The sequence below is a fragment of the Pseudomonas nunensis genome (genome assembly GCF_024296925.1).
Classification (GTDB): Bacteria; Pseudomonadota; Gammaproteobacteria; order Pseudomonadales; family Pseudomonadaceae; genus Aquipseudomonas; species Aquipseudomonas nunensis.
Window position 1 is genome coordinate 3451926 of the sequence record NZ_CP101125.1, and the last position, 15189, is coordinate 3467114.

12 protein-coding genes are annotated in these 15189 nt (G+C 61.1%); 8 read left to right on the forward strand and 4 right to left on the reverse strand.

All coding sequences use genetic code 11. The annotated features are described in order from the left end of the window. Positions 1–64 precede the first annotated feature (64 nt). The 8 genes from NK667_RS14705 (at position 65) to NK667_RS14740 (ending at position 10331) form a co-directional block, all read left to right on the forward strand. On the forward strand, positions 65–946 hold the full coding sequence (locus NK667_RS14705; protein WP_054052758.1) for a HalD/BesD family halogenase: 882 nt from the start codon (positions 65–67) through the stop codon (positions 944–946). Positions 947–1002: 56 nt separating this feature from the next. Then, complete coding sequence (locus NK667_RS14710) at positions 1003–2232, forward strand: M24 family metallopeptidase (protein ID WP_054052760.1); 1230 nt, start codon at positions 1003–1005, stop codon at positions 2230–2232. A gap of 602 nt (positions 2233–2834) precedes the next feature. Beyond that, complete coding sequence (locus NK667_RS14715) at positions 2835–4469, forward strand: ABC transporter substrate-binding protein (RefSeq protein WP_054615227.1); 1635 nt, start codon at positions 2835–2837, stop codon at positions 4467–4469. Positions 4470–4545: 76 nt separating this feature from the next. After that, entirely contained in the window at positions 4546–5499 is a 954-nt protein-coding gene (locus tag NK667_RS14720; RefSeq protein ID WP_054052764.1) for an ABC transporter permease, read from the forward strand. Next, positions 5496–6332: an ABC transporter permease gene (locus NK667_RS14725; protein ID WP_054615228.1), complete on the forward strand. Its 837-nt coding sequence runs from the start codon at positions 5496–5498 to the stop codon at positions 6330–6332. The genes NK667_RS14720 and NK667_RS14725 overlap by 4 nt, the downstream gene beginning before the upstream one ends. A 2-nt stretch (positions 6333–6334) precedes the next feature. Further along, positions 6335–7981, forward strand: a complete 1647-nt coding sequence (locus tag NK667_RS14730) for a dipeptide ABC transporter ATP-binding protein (protein WP_054615229.1) — start codon at positions 6335–6337, stop codon at positions 7979–7981. A gap of 80 nt (positions 7982–8061) precedes the next feature. Then, on the forward strand, positions 8062–9249 hold the full coding sequence (locus NK667_RS14735; protein WP_054052769.1) for a hypothetical protein: 1188 nt from the start codon (positions 8062–8064) through the stop codon (positions 9247–9249). Positions 9250–9467: 218 nt separating this feature from the next. Continuing rightward, positions 9468–10331 (forward strand): LysR substrate-binding domain-containing protein, encoded by an 864-nt coding sequence (locus NK667_RS14740; RefSeq protein ID WP_054615230.1) that lies wholly within the window; start codon positions 9468–9470, stop codon positions 10329–10331. A gap of 161 nt (positions 10332–10492) precedes the next feature. On the opposite strand, the gene NK667_RS14745 is transcribed toward NK667_RS14740, so the two are convergent. The 4 genes from NK667_RS14745 to fae form a co-directional block, all read right to left on the reverse strand. Further along, positions 10493–11857 (reverse strand): MFS transporter, encoded by a 1365-nt coding sequence (locus NK667_RS14745; RefSeq protein ID WP_054615231.1) that lies wholly within the window; start codon positions 11855–11857, stop codon positions 10493–10495. 162 nt (positions 11858–12019) lie between these two features. Then, entirely contained in the window at positions 12020–13453 is a 1434-nt protein-coding gene (locus NK667_RS14750; RefSeq protein WP_054051634.1) for an NAD-dependent succinate-semialdehyde dehydrogenase, read from the reverse strand. Then, positions 13450–14484 (reverse strand): aldo/keto reductase, encoded by a 1035-nt coding sequence (locus NK667_RS14755; RefSeq protein WP_054615232.1) that lies wholly within the window; start codon positions 14482–14484, stop codon positions 13450–13452. The genes NK667_RS14750 and NK667_RS14755 overlap by 4 nt, the downstream gene beginning before the upstream one ends. 10 nt (positions 14485–14494) lie before the next feature. After that, positions 14495–15007 (reverse strand): formaldehyde-activating enzyme, encoded by a 513-nt coding sequence (gene fae, locus NK667_RS14760; RefSeq protein ID WP_054615233.1) that lies wholly within the window; start codon positions 15005–15007, stop codon positions 14495–14497. Between the last annotated feature and the right edge of the window lie 182 nt (positions 15008–15189).

Consider the following 15189-nt stretch of genomic DNA (forward strand, 5'->3'; position numbering starts at 1 on the left):
ACCTCTTTAAGCAACTATCGATTCAACGCCAAACACTGTTAATTGATAGTTCCAGGAGACTTGCATGAGCCTTCAACTTGCCGACGCCGAAGTGGGCGATATCAGCGACATCATTAATACCGAGTTGTACCCCATACATGATTCGGGCCATGTCCAATTACAGGCGCTGATCGAACACGCCCGCGCCGAACTGGCCGAGGACGGCTGCTGCCTACTGAAGAATTTCCTGCGGCCCGAGGCGCTGGAGCAGGCCCGCGCCGAAGGCCAGGCGCTGTCGGGCAAGACGTTTTACTCGGTGCGCAAGGTCAACGCTTACTTCACCGAAGATGACCCCGCTCTGCCCCAGGATGACCCGCGCCGCACATTCATGGAGCGCACCAGCGGCTTCGTGACCCGGGACATGATCGCCCCGGACGCGATCATTCATCGCTTGTACGTCTCGCCGATGATGAAGCGCTTTATCGGCGCCTGCCTGAACGAACCGGAGATATTCGAATACGCCGACCCGTTCGCCGGCCTGGTGATTAACGTCATGCCCGAGGGCACCCAGCAGCCCTGGCACTTCGACACCAACGAATTCATCGTCAGCATGATGACCCAGAAGCCTGAGGCCGGAGGCTTGTTCGAGTACGCGCCGATGATCCGCACCCGCACTCAGGAAAACCTCGGCGCGGTGGGCAAAGTCGTGCGCGGCGATGACCGCAGCCGCGTGCAGGAACTGGAACTCAACCCCGGGGATTTGCAGATCTTCAAAGGCCGCTTCTCGGTGCACCGGGTAACCCGTGTCGAGGGCGCCACCGAGCGTAATACCGCGATCTTCGCCTACTCGGAAAAGCCCGGGATCATCGGCCGCGCCCAGCGCACCAAGCAGCTTTACGGACGTCTGTCCGAAGCCCACCTGCAAGCCGAACGCAACCTGGTGCGCAGCGACCAGTTGCTCGACTGATTCGCCCAAAAATTCCTAGAAAAAACCAACTGTATTTGCCCTGCGAGGAACACCCCATGAGTCTGTCCGGCCCTAACCGCAACCCCGCCGACTGCGAACCGACCTACGACGAAATCCAGCAAATCCAGCTCGACCGTTTGCAACGGGTGCGCAATGAACTGAAAAAACGCGACTACGCCGCGTGCGTGCTGTTCGACCCTACCCACATGCGCTACGCCACCGGCTCGCGCAACATGCAGGTGTACTCGGCGCGCAACCCGGCACGGTATGCCTTTATCCCGGCGGAAGGCCCGGTGGTGATCTTTGAGTTCGGCGGTTGCCTGCACCTGGCAGAACAGCTCAACACTGTCGACGAAGTGCGTCCGGCCAAAGCCATTTCCTATTACTTCTGCGACAGCTTCCTCAATAACGTCACCGCCGAATGGGCCGCCGAGATCGATGAACTGGTGCGCAAATGCGGCGGCGGCAACAAACGCATCGCCATCGAAAGCGCGACCTCGGCCGCCGCCTTCGAACTGCAAAAACTCGGCTATCAGATCTTCGACGCCCAGGAACCGCTGGAACGCGCGCGCTGCATCAAAGTGCCGAACGAGCTGAAGATGATCCGCGCCAGTCTGCGTGCCACCGAGGCCGGGGTGCGCCTGATGGAAAGCAAACTCGTGCCGGGCATCAGCGAAAACGAACTGTGGTCGCACCTGCACCAGCACGTGATCGCCACCGATGGCGATTACGTGGAAACCCGCCTGCTGTCCTCGGGGCCGCGTACCAATCCATGGTTCCAGGAATGCAGCACCCGGCCGATCGAGGCCGGTGACCTGGTGGCGCTGGACACCGACGTGGTCGGGCGTTTCGGCTACTACGCCGACTTCTCGCGGACCTTCCTCTGCGGTGAGCAAGCCGCGACCGCCAAGCAACAGGAGCTGTACAAACTGGCCTACGAGCAAGTGCAGACCAACATGGAAATGCTCAAGGCCGGACGCAGCTTCAAGGAATACGCCGAATTGGCGTGGAAGATCCCGGATAACTACAAGGCCAACCGTTACTTCGCCCTGGCGCATGGCGTTGGCATGACCGGTGAATACCCGTACGTGGTGCACCGCGAAGACATCGATGCGCTGGGCTACGACGGCGTGTTCGAAGCCGGCATGACCATCTGCGTGGAAAGCTACATCGGCCACGATGAAGGCGGCGAAGGGGTCAAGCTCGAAGAACAGATCTACATCCACGAAAACGGTATCGAACTGCTCTCCGACTACCCGTTCGATCCGCGCCTGATGCCGCGTTGATTCCAACGCATGGGTGACCCCACGCGGGTCCCCTGGAAACGCGAACCCCTGTAGCAGCTGCCGAAGGCTGCGTTCGGCTGCGAAGCAGTCGTCATCCAGCCAATGCGGGGCAGCAGGAAGAATGTGGTCGCACCGTTTTGCGACTGCTTCGCAGCCGAACGCAGCCTTCGGCAGCTGCTACAGGAGCGTTCGGCGGCGGCTACAGAAGACATGCATAGCGGTCGCAAACACGCGCGGTAAACGGCCGCCTCCAATTTTCCGGGCGCAACGCTTTCGAAGCGGCGTCTTCCTTACGGTCAGTAACATGCATTTATCGAACGTTTCACCGTTGAATTTATCGTTTGTCGATCTTTGCCCAGATGACAAAACTGCGGGCATCTCTAATAAAAACAACATGAGAGCAGCCCTATGTCCTACCCCATTTCCGACCTCCTGATTTCGTTGCGCCTTGATCTTCTGCTGGCTTCACGCCTGTCGTGCCTGTGCCTTCGCGGTACCTGCCACTGACAGTTTCGGTTCATCGAAAACCGACCGCGTCTGCCGCTCGCCCCACCCAGCGGCCAGTCGAAAAACGCATTTTTTGCACGTTATCGGAGAGGCATATGAAAGAGTTAATGACACTGGACGGCACCCTGCCGCATCCAGCGGTAAACGACCTGTGCACCCAAGTCAAACGTGGCGAGATCAATCGCCGGCAATTCCTGCGCACCGCCGCGCTGCTGGGCATCACCGCCGCCAGCGCCAGCACCTTCCTAGGTTCTGCGTTGCTGGGCAATTCTGCTCGTGCTGCCGATGCGGTCACGCCGCGTCAGGGCGGCAGCCTGCGGTTTGCTTGCGCCATCCAGGAAATACAGGACCCGATGTTGATCACCTGGATCGAAGCCTCGAACCTGCTGCGCAACTCCCTGGAATATCTGACCTGGGTCGACGCCGACAACATCACCCACCCGTACCTGGCCGAAAGCTGGAGCCCGTCCGAAGACCTCAAGACCTGGACCTTCAACCTGCGCCAGGACGTGAAGTGGAGCAACGGCGACACGTTCAATGTCGAGGACGTGCAGCACAACATCCAGCGCTGGATTGCCGCTGACTCCAAGTCGGTCAACCGCACCGCGTTCCAGGACATCAGCGCCTTCGAAAAAGTCAGCGACTTCCAGTTCCGCCTGGTGCTCAAGCGGCCGATGCTGGCGATCCCGGAAATGCTCAACGCCTTCACCTGCGCCATCGTCCATCGCAGCTTCAAGGCCGGTGACGATTGGGCGAAAAACCCGCTGGGCACCGGACCGTTCAAACTGGTGTCGTTCGCGGTCAACAAGCAGGCGACCTTCGCCAAGCGTGCCGATTACTGGCGCAAACCGGCCAACCTCGACGAGTTGCGTTACGTCGACATGGGCACCGACATCTCCACCCACCTCGCGGCATTACAGGCCGGGCAAGTGGACGTGCTGTACCGGGTGACCGTGGCCGAACTCGACCTGGCCAAACGCTTGCCGGGGGCGCAGTTGCTCACCTGTAAGTCGGCGCAAACCATCGTCATGCGCATGGCCTGCGACCAGAAACCGTTCGACGACGTGCGGATTCGCAAAGCCGTTGTGCTGTGCGCCGACAACGCACAGATGCTGAAAATTGCCTATCGCGGCATGGGCACCCTGGGCGAAGACCATCACGTCGCACCGTCGCACCCGGAATACTTTCCGTTGCCCAAACGAGCGAGGGACGTCGCGGGCGCGAAGAAACTTCTCGCCGAGGCCGGCCACCCGAACGGCATCGACATCGACCTGATCGTCGGCAACACCCAGGGCCGTTACGAACAGGACTGCGCGCAGATCCTGCAACAAAACTGCGCCGAAGCCGGCATCCGCATCAACCTGAAAGTGATCCCGGCCACCCAGTATTGGCCAATCTGGGACAAAGCCGCGTTCAGCCTCACCTACTGGGCGCATCGGCCACTCGGCGTGATGTCGCTGGAACTGGCGTATCGCAGCGGTGCAGCCTGGAACGAGAGCCACTACAGCGACCCGGCGTTCGATGCTGCACTCGATAATGCCATGGGCATCATCGACCCGAAACAACGCGCGGCCGCCATGCAGAACGTCGAGCAAATCCTGCAAGACGCCTGCGTCATGGTGCAGCCGTTCTGGGGCGACAAATTCACCGCCGCGAGCAAGAAAGTCCAGGGATTTCAGGTTCACCCGTCGGACTTCTACCCAATGGATGAAGTCTGGCTGAGCGCCTGATTCGAGCGCCCCTCATGCGGCTCGCCCACCTCGGTGGGTTGGGCCGCCATCCCTTGATTAGCCGGAGCGTGCGAGAATGGCTGAATTTCTATTGCGCAAGTTATTGGCGCTGGCGGCAACACTGTTGTCGGTGTCGGTGATCGTGTTCCTGGCCCTGGAACTGAATATCGAAGACGTTGCGATCAACGTCCTCGGCCCCTACTCCGCCGCCGACCAGCGCGCCGCGTGGCTGGTGGAACACGGTTACAACCAACCCTTCGTCTGGCGTTACCTGGTGTGGCTGAAGGATTTTCTCAGCGGCGACTGGGGCACTTCGGTGCACTTTCGCGAGCCGGTGATCGACCTGTTGCTGCCGAACCTCGGGCAAACGTTGATCCTCGCGGGCCTGGCCCTCGCGGTGATGGTGCCGGTGGCGTTGACCCTCGGCATTCTGGCCGGGATTCGCCAAGGCTCGGCGGTGGATCGGCTGGTGTCATTCCTGTCGATCGTCACCACTTCGATTCCGGACTTCGCCAGTGCGGTGTTCGTCTCGGCGATCTTCGTCTTCTGGCTCAACTGGCTGCCGGGCGTGAGCAGCATGAGCGACGGCTTCAACCCCGTGGAGCTGGCGCTGCCGCTAATGGTGTTGTGCCTGTTCGGCATCGGTTATCTGGCGCGGATCACCCGGGCCTCGATGGTCGAGGTGATGCAGGCGCCGTACATCCGCACCGCCCGCCTCAAAGGCGCGTCAACCTCACGAATCGTGCTGCGGCATGCCTTGCGCAACGTGTTGATCGCACCGATCACGGTGATCATGTTGTACATCCCCTGGCTGCTGTCGAACGTGATCGTGGTCGAGGTGTTCTTCGCCTACAAAGGCTTCGGTTCACTGCTCTATACCGCGTCGCTGAACCATGACGTGTACCTGATCGAAGCCTGCGCAATGATCAGCGGCATCGTGGTCGGCGCGACCAAAATCTTCTCGGACCTGGCCTACACCTGGCTCAACCCGCGCATCACCTTGCGCAGTCTTGGCGGAGGTGGCCAATGAACTTCCTCAACTCGTTCAAACATCCCTTGGCGTTGCTCGGTTTGCTGCTGGTCGGCGGCTGGGTGTTGATGGCGATTTTTGCTCCGTGGCTGGCGCCCCACGATCCCCTGGAAAGCTTTACCCCGCTGCTGACGCCGATGACCCCGGATGGCAACGGCATGAGCTTTCTGCTGGGCACTGACATGATTGGTCGGGACATTCTCTCGAGGCTGATCTGGGGCACCCGCACGGTGTTGTTCTGGTCGATTCTCGCCACGCTCACCGCATTCGCCGTGGGCATCGCCATGGGCCTGTGCGCCGGCTACTTCAATGGCTGGGTCGACGGGTTGTTGTCCTATGTCGCCGACACCGTGCTGTCGTTCCCGGTGCTGGTGTTGTACATCGTGATCATCATCGCCCTCGGCGCCTCGGCGTTGAACATCCTGATCGCGGTGACCTTCACCAGCGCCCCGGCAATTTTCCGGATCATGCGTGCGTTGACCATCGACATTCGTTCCCGGGACTACGTGCTCAGCGCCATCACCCAGGGCGAAGGCTCGCTGCGAATCATGCTGATGGAAATCCTGCCGAACTGTGGCGGGCCGTTGATCGTCGATTTCTGCCTGCGAATCGGCTACACCGCGATCATGATCGGTGCCCTCGGCTTCCTCGGCCTCGGCCTGCCGCCGCCCACACCCGACTGGGGCGGCATGATCAACGAAGGCCGCAGCATGGCCATCGCCTTCCCGCACCTGGTGATCTTCCCGTGCATTGCCATCTCCACCCTGATGCTGGGCCTGAGCCTGTTGGCGGACGGTCTGGACGAACACGCCCAGAAAGGCGCAAGGAGCTGAGCATGAGTCAGTTGCAAGTATTACGCGTGGAAAACCTCTCCATCGAATTGCCCGCCGGTGCTGATCGCAGCCACGCCGTAAAGGGCATCAGCCTCGACGTGCGCAAGGGTGAAATCCTCTGTGTGATCGGTGAATCCGGCTCCGGCAAATCGGTGCTCTCGGCGGCGATCATGGGTGATTACGCCAAGGGCCTGCGCCACAGCGATGGGGTGATCGACTTTCTCGGTGACGACATTTGCCGCATGGACGAACACTCCCTGCGCCGCTTGCGTGGCAACCGTATCGCGATGATTTTCCAGGAGCCGATGGCGGCGCTGAACCCGGCGATTCGCATCGGCCAGCAAGTCGAAGAAATCTTCGACATTCACGCACCGAGCATGCCGGCCGCCGAGCGCCGCGAACGCATGCTCGCCCTGCTCGATTCGACCCAATTGCCCGACCCGCCACGGATCGCCAACAGCTTCCCGCATCAACTCTCCGGCGGCCAATGCCAACGGGTGGTGATTGCCATGGCGCTGGCGATGAACCCGGATTTGTTGATTGCCGACGAACCGACCACGGCGCTGGACGTGACCACTCAGGCCCAAGTGTTGAAACTGGTGCGAGACCTGCGCGGTCGCGGTCAGCACGGCATTTTGTTCATCACTCACGACTTCGGCGTGGTGGCGGAAATCGCCGACCGCATCGCCGTGATGGAGGACGGTGTGTTGGTGGAAATCGGCGAGCGCGATCAAGTGCTCAATGCACCAAAACACCCGTACACCCGCAAGTTGATCGCCGCCGTGCCGGCGCTGCACCCGGAGTTGCACGCACCGTGCGCCGATGGGGAGCTGGCGTTGCGCATCGAGCACCTGACCAAAACCTACAACGTCGGCGGCCGCCTGGTGCCGGCGCTCAAGGATGTCTCGCTGCAATTGCCACGGGGCAAAACATTGGCGATTGTCGGCGAATCCGGCTCGGGCAAGAGCACATTGGTGAAAGCGGCGATTCGTCTGGTGGACAGCGACAGCGGCCACGTGTGGGTCGGTGACACGGATTTCCTCGCGCTGCGCGGCTCGGCCCTGGCGGCCAATCGGCGGCGGATCCAGATGATTTTCCAGGACCCGTACGGCTCGCTGAATCCACGGCATCGGGTCGGCGACATCATCGCCCGCGCGGCGCAACTGCGTGGGTTATCGGCCAAGGACGCGTGGACCGAGGCCGGTGACTTGCTGGAACAGGTCGGGCTCAAGCGTGACGCCCTCAAGCGCAAGCCCCGGCAGTTCTCCGGCGGCCAGCGCCAGCGCATCGGTATCGCCCGGGCCTTGGCGATGCGCCCGGAAGTGTTGATCGCCGATGAAAGCGTCTCGGCGCTGGATGTCTCGGTGCAAAAACAAGTCCTGGAGCTGCTCGCCGAACTGCAACAGCGCCTGAACCTGAGCATTTTGTTCATCACCCACGACCTGCGCGTGGCGGCGCAGATCAGTGACTACATCGCGGTGATGCGCCAGGGCGAAGTGGTGGAGTACGGCACGGCGCAGCAGGTGCTTTTGCGACCGCAAAACACCTACACCCAGACCCTGCTGGCGGCGGCGCCCGGTGCTTCGGCGATCCCGGTAGTGCCCGTCGCTGAACCACCGCTGAGGCTGATCCGACCTCAGGCCAACTGACCTCATAACCCTTTCCCCAGGTCGCAGCGTTCGCTGCGGCATGGGTTGCTGTTGCCAACGATAACTAAAAAATCAGGAGTATGACTGTGCGCACAACCACCCCGATTGCGGTCCGTTCCATCGTTTTGATTCCACTGCTCGGTGCCTTCGCGGCGCCGGCCATGGCGGTCCAAGTCACCGACAACCTCGACCTCGGCGGCGCCATTCGCGCCCGCTGGGACTACGACCCGGATCGCGACATCCAGAAGTTTGGCCTGGACACGGTGTTCCTCAGCGCCAAGTACAACTCCGACACCTGGATCGGTGAGGCGCAATACCGTTTTTACGGACGCTCCTACCCTTACCAGTACACCAAGAACTACGGCGACATTCAGTTCGCCAAGTTCGCCTGGGCCGGCTACAAGTTCAACCCCGACCAGCAAGTGCAAGTCGGCCTGAACACGGTGCCGTTCGGCTTGCAGCCGTACTTCGGCAGCACCTTCTACGAAACCCTGGGCAATGTCATCGGCCTGGAAGATGTGCAACAGGTCGGCGCCAAGTACATCCAGCAAAGCGGCGACTGGAACATCCAGGCCGGTTACTACTTGCGCCCGGCGTGGCAAGGCAAAGGCACCAGCAAAGGCGTGACCTATTCCAGCGTGGTGTCCGGGGCCGACAGCTATGTGGGCGACGGCAGCGACAACCAGGAACGCAACACCGTGGTGCTGCGGGTGGCCAAGGCGCTGGACCTGGGGCCGTGGAAATCTGAAGTCGGTATTTCCGGCCTGACTTCAACGTTAGAGAACAAGGACACCGACAACGACGGCCGGCGCAACGCCGTGGCCGTGCACTACCTCGGCAAGAACGGCCCGTGGGGCGTGCAATTGCAAGCGGCACGCCAGCAGATGTCGCCGCGCAACGCCGGCACCGATGAAGTGGTGACCCTCGGCGGTTACGACGGCACTTACAACGTCGCCAGTCGCGGCAACCTGTACGTGGCAGATCTGAGCTACGACGTCAGCGGCAAATACCTGTTCGATCTGGTCAGCGGCGTGAAGCTGTACGCCAACTACAGCGCCTTCGACAAATCCGCCGATGAGTTCAAGACCTCGCAGCGGATGATCCTCGGTACGTCGTTTTCCTTCAGCAAACTGTGGATCGCGACGGAGTGGTTGTATGGCAAGAATGATCCGTATATCGGCGGTAGCAGCTACACCCAGAGTTTGGGGGCTGGCGGGACTGACCACTGGGAGAATCAGTTGTATATGAACATTGGGTATTACTTCTGATCCGGATTCTTTGGCGTTTTTGAGGACGCCTCGCGGGCAAGCCTCGCTCCTACAGGGGATTGAGTGTTCCTTGTAGGAGCGAGGCTTGCCCGCGAAGACTTTAGCCCAAACACCACTTGCATCAGCCCCTGCCACAGGAGTCAGATACGCCCTACAAAACCATCACCAAAAACAATAAACCTGCCCCGCATCGGCGTCAGGTATGGAGTCACCCTTCCATGCGTCAACTGCCCTCGCTCAACATGCTGCGGGTCTTTGAAGAAGTCGCGCGGCATCGCAGTTTCAGCCAGGCGGCGCTGGGTCTGAACGTTACCCAAGGCGCGGTCAGCCGTCAGATCAAGCAGCTCGAAGATTACCTCGGCGTGGCCCTGTTCATCCGCACGCCGCAAGGCCTGTCACTGACCGAAACCGGCCTCGCCCTATCCCCGCATTTAAGCGACGCCTTCGATCACATCGAACGTGCCCTGCAAGCGGTGCGCGTGCCCAATCTGCGCCAGCGCCTGCGCATCGTCGCGCCACCAACCTGGGCCACGCGCTGGCTGTCGGCGCACTTGCGTGCATTCTGCCAGCGCTACCCGGACATCAGCCTGAGCGTGACCCACCAAACCGGCCACGACAACCTCGCGGAAATCGACTGCCACATCCGTTTCGGCCTCGAAGCCGACAGCCAATGCAGCAGCCAGTTACTGGTGATGGAACGCCACATGGCGGTGGCCAGCCCGGAGTTGTTTATCAATGGTCAACCGCCGGACCTGCGGCAGTTTCCGCTGCTGCACATCCTGCACGATGGCAGGCGTTTGAAGGTGTGGGAGAACTGGCTGGCGGCGATGGGCCGTGACGATATCGATGCGGGGCAAGGGCTGGAATTCAGCACCCTCGACCAAGTGATCCACACGGCGCTGGCCGGTGGCGGGTTGGCGGTGATTGATCGGCAGATGATCGAAAAGGAACTGGCCAATGGCAGTTTGTTGCCGATCACTCCCGTAGAAGTGATCGGGCCGTATGGGTATTGGCTGGATGTGGCGAATGACAAATTGGGATTGTCGAAGGTACGGTTGTTTACGGAGTGGTTGGGTCTGTAGCAGCTGCCGAGCCTGCGAGGCTGCGTTCGGCGGCGAAGCCGTCGTGAAATCCGACTCCGCGATGTGTCAGGTAAACCGCATGCATAGGGTTTACGACGGCTTCGCCGCCGAACGCAGCCTCGCAGGCTCGGCAGCTGCTACAAGATATTGGGGTGACTGGATTAAACCGGGGCTGCGACTTTGACGGCCACCGGCGCCCCACTCTCCACCGGGCTCTGCACCTTGCACGCCTGGCTCAGTGTCAGGGATTTGGTTTCCGGCGCCCACGCCCAGGAAATCATTGCGCCCAGTGCCAGGATCGCCGCAAGAATCCCCATGGTCGGGCTCAACCCGATCCCCGCCACACTCACCGGCAACAGGAACGTACTGACCGCCGAGCCCAGACGACTCACCGCCGTGGCCAGGCCAATTCCGCTAGCGCGCACTTCGGTCGGGAAGCTCTCGGCCGGGAATACGCCGACCAGGTTGCTCACCGCCGACAACACCAGCGTGAACAGACCAAACACCAACACCATCAGGAACGCCGCACTGCCCGGCAACACCGCCAGCAGAAACAACGCCACCGCCAGGATGATGAACGAGTTGATCAAGAAGCCCCGACGGGAGAACTTCACCGTGCACCAGATCCCGATCAGCGCGCCGAGGATCAGCAGCAGGTTCAGCATCAGCTCGGTACCAAACCCTTCCGCCAGGCCCATCTTCTGCAGGATCGACGGCAGGAAGGTGTAGATCGCGAAGTACGGCATCACGATGCACACGAAGAACAGGCAATTGAACGCCGTGCGTTTGCGGTATTCACGACTGAACAGCACGGCGTAGCCGGAACGGGTTTCGGTGGAGCGGGTTTCGTCGAGTTCGACGTTATCGCCCAGGTGTTTTTTGACGATGGCCCGGGCTTCGGCGATGCGTCCTTGATTGACCAACCAGCGTGGCGACTCGGGCGTGCCAATGCGGGCGATCAGGATCAACGCCGCCGGGATGGCCGACGAGGCCAGCATCCAGCGCCAGGCGTCGTCGCCGAGGTTGAGCATCGCCGTGCCGACGAAGGTCGCGGCAACGTAGCCGAAAGTCCAGATCACGCTGAACGAACCGAGCAACACGCCGCGATGTTTCTTCGGCGAGAACTCGGCGAGCATCGCGTGGCCGACGCTGAAATCACCGCCCAGGCCAATGCCGATCAGCACCCGGCAGAGGAACAATTGCATAGCGGTTTCGGCGTAGAACTGCATCACTGAGGCTATGGTGATCAGCACAAAACTGACCAGGAAGATTTTCTGCCGGCCGACTTTGTCGGAGATCCAGCCGAAGAACAGGCTGCCGAGGAACAGGCCAATCAGCGCCGAGGCACCAATCAGGCCCTGCCAGAATGCATCGAGGTGCATCTGCGGGCTGAGCAGGGTGAAGGCGATGCCGATCAGGCCGAGGATGTAGCCGTCGGTGAAGTGCGCGCCGAAGGTCAGGCCGGCGATTTTGAGGTGAAAGCGCCCGATGGGCAGGTCGTCGATTTTTACCGGTTGTACGGACATGTAAATCTCCAATTGTTGTTATTGACGGAGAAATGAAACCGATCTTTCTTTTACCTGTGGGAGCGGGCTTGCTCGCGAAAGCGGTGTGTCAGGCACCATCAATGCCAACTGATACACCGCCTTCGCGAGCAAGCCCGCTCCCACATTGGTTATGGGTGAGGGTTAGAGCCCGCCCATCAACAGGTATTTGATTTCCAGGTAGTCTTCCAGGCCGTATTTGGAGCCTTCGCGGCCGAGGCCCGATTCTTTGATGCCGCCGAACGGCGCGACTTCCGTGGAGATGATCCCTTCGTTGATCCCGACCATGCCGGCTTCCAGGCCTTCGGCCATGCGCCAGACGCGGCCGATGTCGCGGCTGTAGAAGTACGCCGACAGCCCGTAAGGCGTGTCGTTGGCCCGCTGCAACACTTCGGCCTCGTCTTTGAAGCGGAAGCACGCGGCCACCGGGCCGAAGGTTTCGTCCTGGGCGATCAGCATGTCGCTGTTGGCTTCGGTGAGGATGGTCGGCTCATAGAACGTACCGCCGAGGGCATGCCGACGACCGCCGCACAACAGCTGGGCGCCCTTCTCCAAGGCGTCGCCGACATGCAGTTCAACCTTGGCCAATGCCGCCGCGTTGATCAGCGGACCTTGCTCGGTCTCACCGTCCAGTGCACTGCCGACGCGCATTGCCGCGACCGCTTCGGCGAGTTTGCCCGTGAAGGCTTCGTAGACGCCGTCCTGAATAAAGAAGCGATTCACGCAAACGCAGGTCTGCCCGGTGTTGCGGAATTTCGAAGCCATGGCGCCTTTGACGGCGGCGTCCAGGTCGGCGTCGTCGAACACAATGAACGGCGCGTTGCCGCCCAGTTCCAGCGAGACTTTTTTCAGGGTGTCGGCAGCCTGGCGCATCAGCAGTTTACCGGTGCGGGTGGAGCCGGTGAACGACAGTTTGCGCACGATGCCGGAGGCTTGCAGCGCCCCGCCAATCGCCACCGCGTCACCCGAGACGATGTTGAACACACCGGCCGGAATGCCCGCCTGCTCGGCCAGCACCGCCAGGGCGAAGGCTGACAGCGGGGTTTCTTCCGAAGGCTTGAGAATCATCGTGCAACCCGCCGCCAGCGCCGGGCCGACCTTGCGGGTGACCATCGCCAGCGGGAAGTTCCACGGTGTGATCGCCGCGACCACACCGATGGCTTCCTTGACCACGATGATCCGCGCGTCAGCCTTGTGGCTAGGAATTACATCGCCGTAAGCGCGCTTGGCCTCTTCGGCGAACCACTCCAGAAAACTCGCTGCGTAGACCACTTCGCCCATGGCTTCGGCCAAGGGTTTGCCTTGCTCGCGGCTGAGCAATGTGGCCAAGTCCTTCTGATTGCTCAGCATCAGCTCGCTCCAGCGCTTGAGCTTCTGACTGCGCTCCTTCGCGGTCAGCTTGCGCCAGGCTGGCAAGGCACGGTTGGCGGCGGCAATCGCGAGGTTGGTTTCTTCAGCGCCAGCCTTTTGCACTTCGGCGATGAGTTCGCCGTTGGCCGGGTTCAGCACCGGGTACGTGGGACCACCGCTGGACCATTGGCCATCGATGAAATTGCCGTTACGGATCAGCGCGCTCATGCCACGGCCTCGGTCAGAGTAAAGCGTTCCAGCGCCGGACGGGCCGAGCGCAGGATGCGTTTGCCGGCGGTGTAATCGTTGATCACGTCGCACGGCGTGTAGTTGCGTTCCAGCTCATGCAGTTCTTCGGCGTCGAGCCTGGTTTCCAAGGCTGCCAGGGCACTGTCGAACTGCGCGGTGGTGTCGGCGCCGACCAGCATGCAATCGACACCCGGATGATTGGCGACCCAGGCCTGGGCGATCTGCGCGTTCGACACGCCACGGGCACGAGCCACGCGCTGCACCGAATGGGCGATCTCGAACGAGGCTTCGTCGCTGTACATTTGTTGGGTGAAAAAGTCGGTCTGGTTGCGGGTCGATTGCACGTCGCCGGTCAGCAAGCCACGGGCCAGCGGACTGAACACCGAGACGCCGAGGCCCTGGTCGCGGCAGAACGGAATCATCTCGCGCTCTTCTTCGCGGTAGGCGCAGTTCAGTTGCAGTTGCATGTTGATCGGCTTGACCCAACCATTGCGCTCGCAGGCCATGAGAATCTTCGCCAGTTGCCCGGTGAGCATGGTCGACACGCCGATGTAACGGGCCTTGCCGGAGCGCACGATGTCATTCATGGCGCTCATGGTTTCTTCAACCGGGGTGTTCACGTCGAAGTAATGCAGCATGAACACATCGACGTAATCCATGTTCAGACGCTTCAGCGAAGCGTCGATGCTGTCCATGATGTGCTTGCGTGAATGACCGCTGGCATTGATGCCGTTGCGGGTGCCGTAGCCGACCTTGGTGGTGATCACCAGGTCTTCGCGACGGGCCAGGCGTTTGACGATGCGCCCCACTACTTCCTCGCCGACGCCAGCGGAATAGAAGTCCGCCAGGTCGATGAAATTCACCCCGTTATCGAGGGCGTGAGCGACGATTGGCTCGCTCTGTTTCTCATCGAAAATCCACGGTTTCCAGTCCGGGGTGCCCATGTTCATGGTGCCCAGGCACAGGCGGGAGACTTGCAGGCCGGAGTTGCCCAAACGAATGTATTGCATGGCGCGGACCTCAGGCTTTTGGCGTGTAGAAAGGGTTGCTAATGTGATCGACCACATCCGCCAGTTGCGCGGTTTCCGGCTTGCCGGTCAGGGCGGCGCGGATCGCGGTGCGGCAGGCGTTGTAGTTGTTCAGGTACACCGCATCGAGGTCATCGCAGGCCGGGTTGACCCAGTTGGCCGTCACAATCGCCCACTCGTCCTCGGCTTCCGGCGGCAAGGTGCCGTCCAGCAGCGCTTCCAGAACAGCCTTGGCGATCCCGGCCTGGGAGGCGCCCCAAGTGGCGTTGCCGTGCAGGTCGCTGCTGATCGCGGCCTTGTTGACGTAGAGCGTCATCGGCTTGACCGGGATGTTCGGCTGCGCGATCACCATGAACGGGCAATGGCCCTGGCTTGGCGACGCCAGGCTATTGGCAAACGCCTGCCCCGCCGGACCGTTGCGCGGCCCGATCAGGATGTTGATGTGCGCGGCGTTCACGCCTGGGCCTTCGAAACCTTCACCGATGTACAGGTCGAGTTCTTTCATGGGGCAATTCTCTTTTTGGATTTTTTGGATGATCAGAAGCGCACGCGAATCGTGAAGATCGCGAGGCAAAAGTCGGGGTTCGAAGAGCGCAGCGAGGGGCTGGCGGGGACGCGGCAGTGGGGCTTGGTCATGGTTGCAAACGCTCTTTTTTGTTGTTGATGAGCTGTGTTTGCGATTTTTTA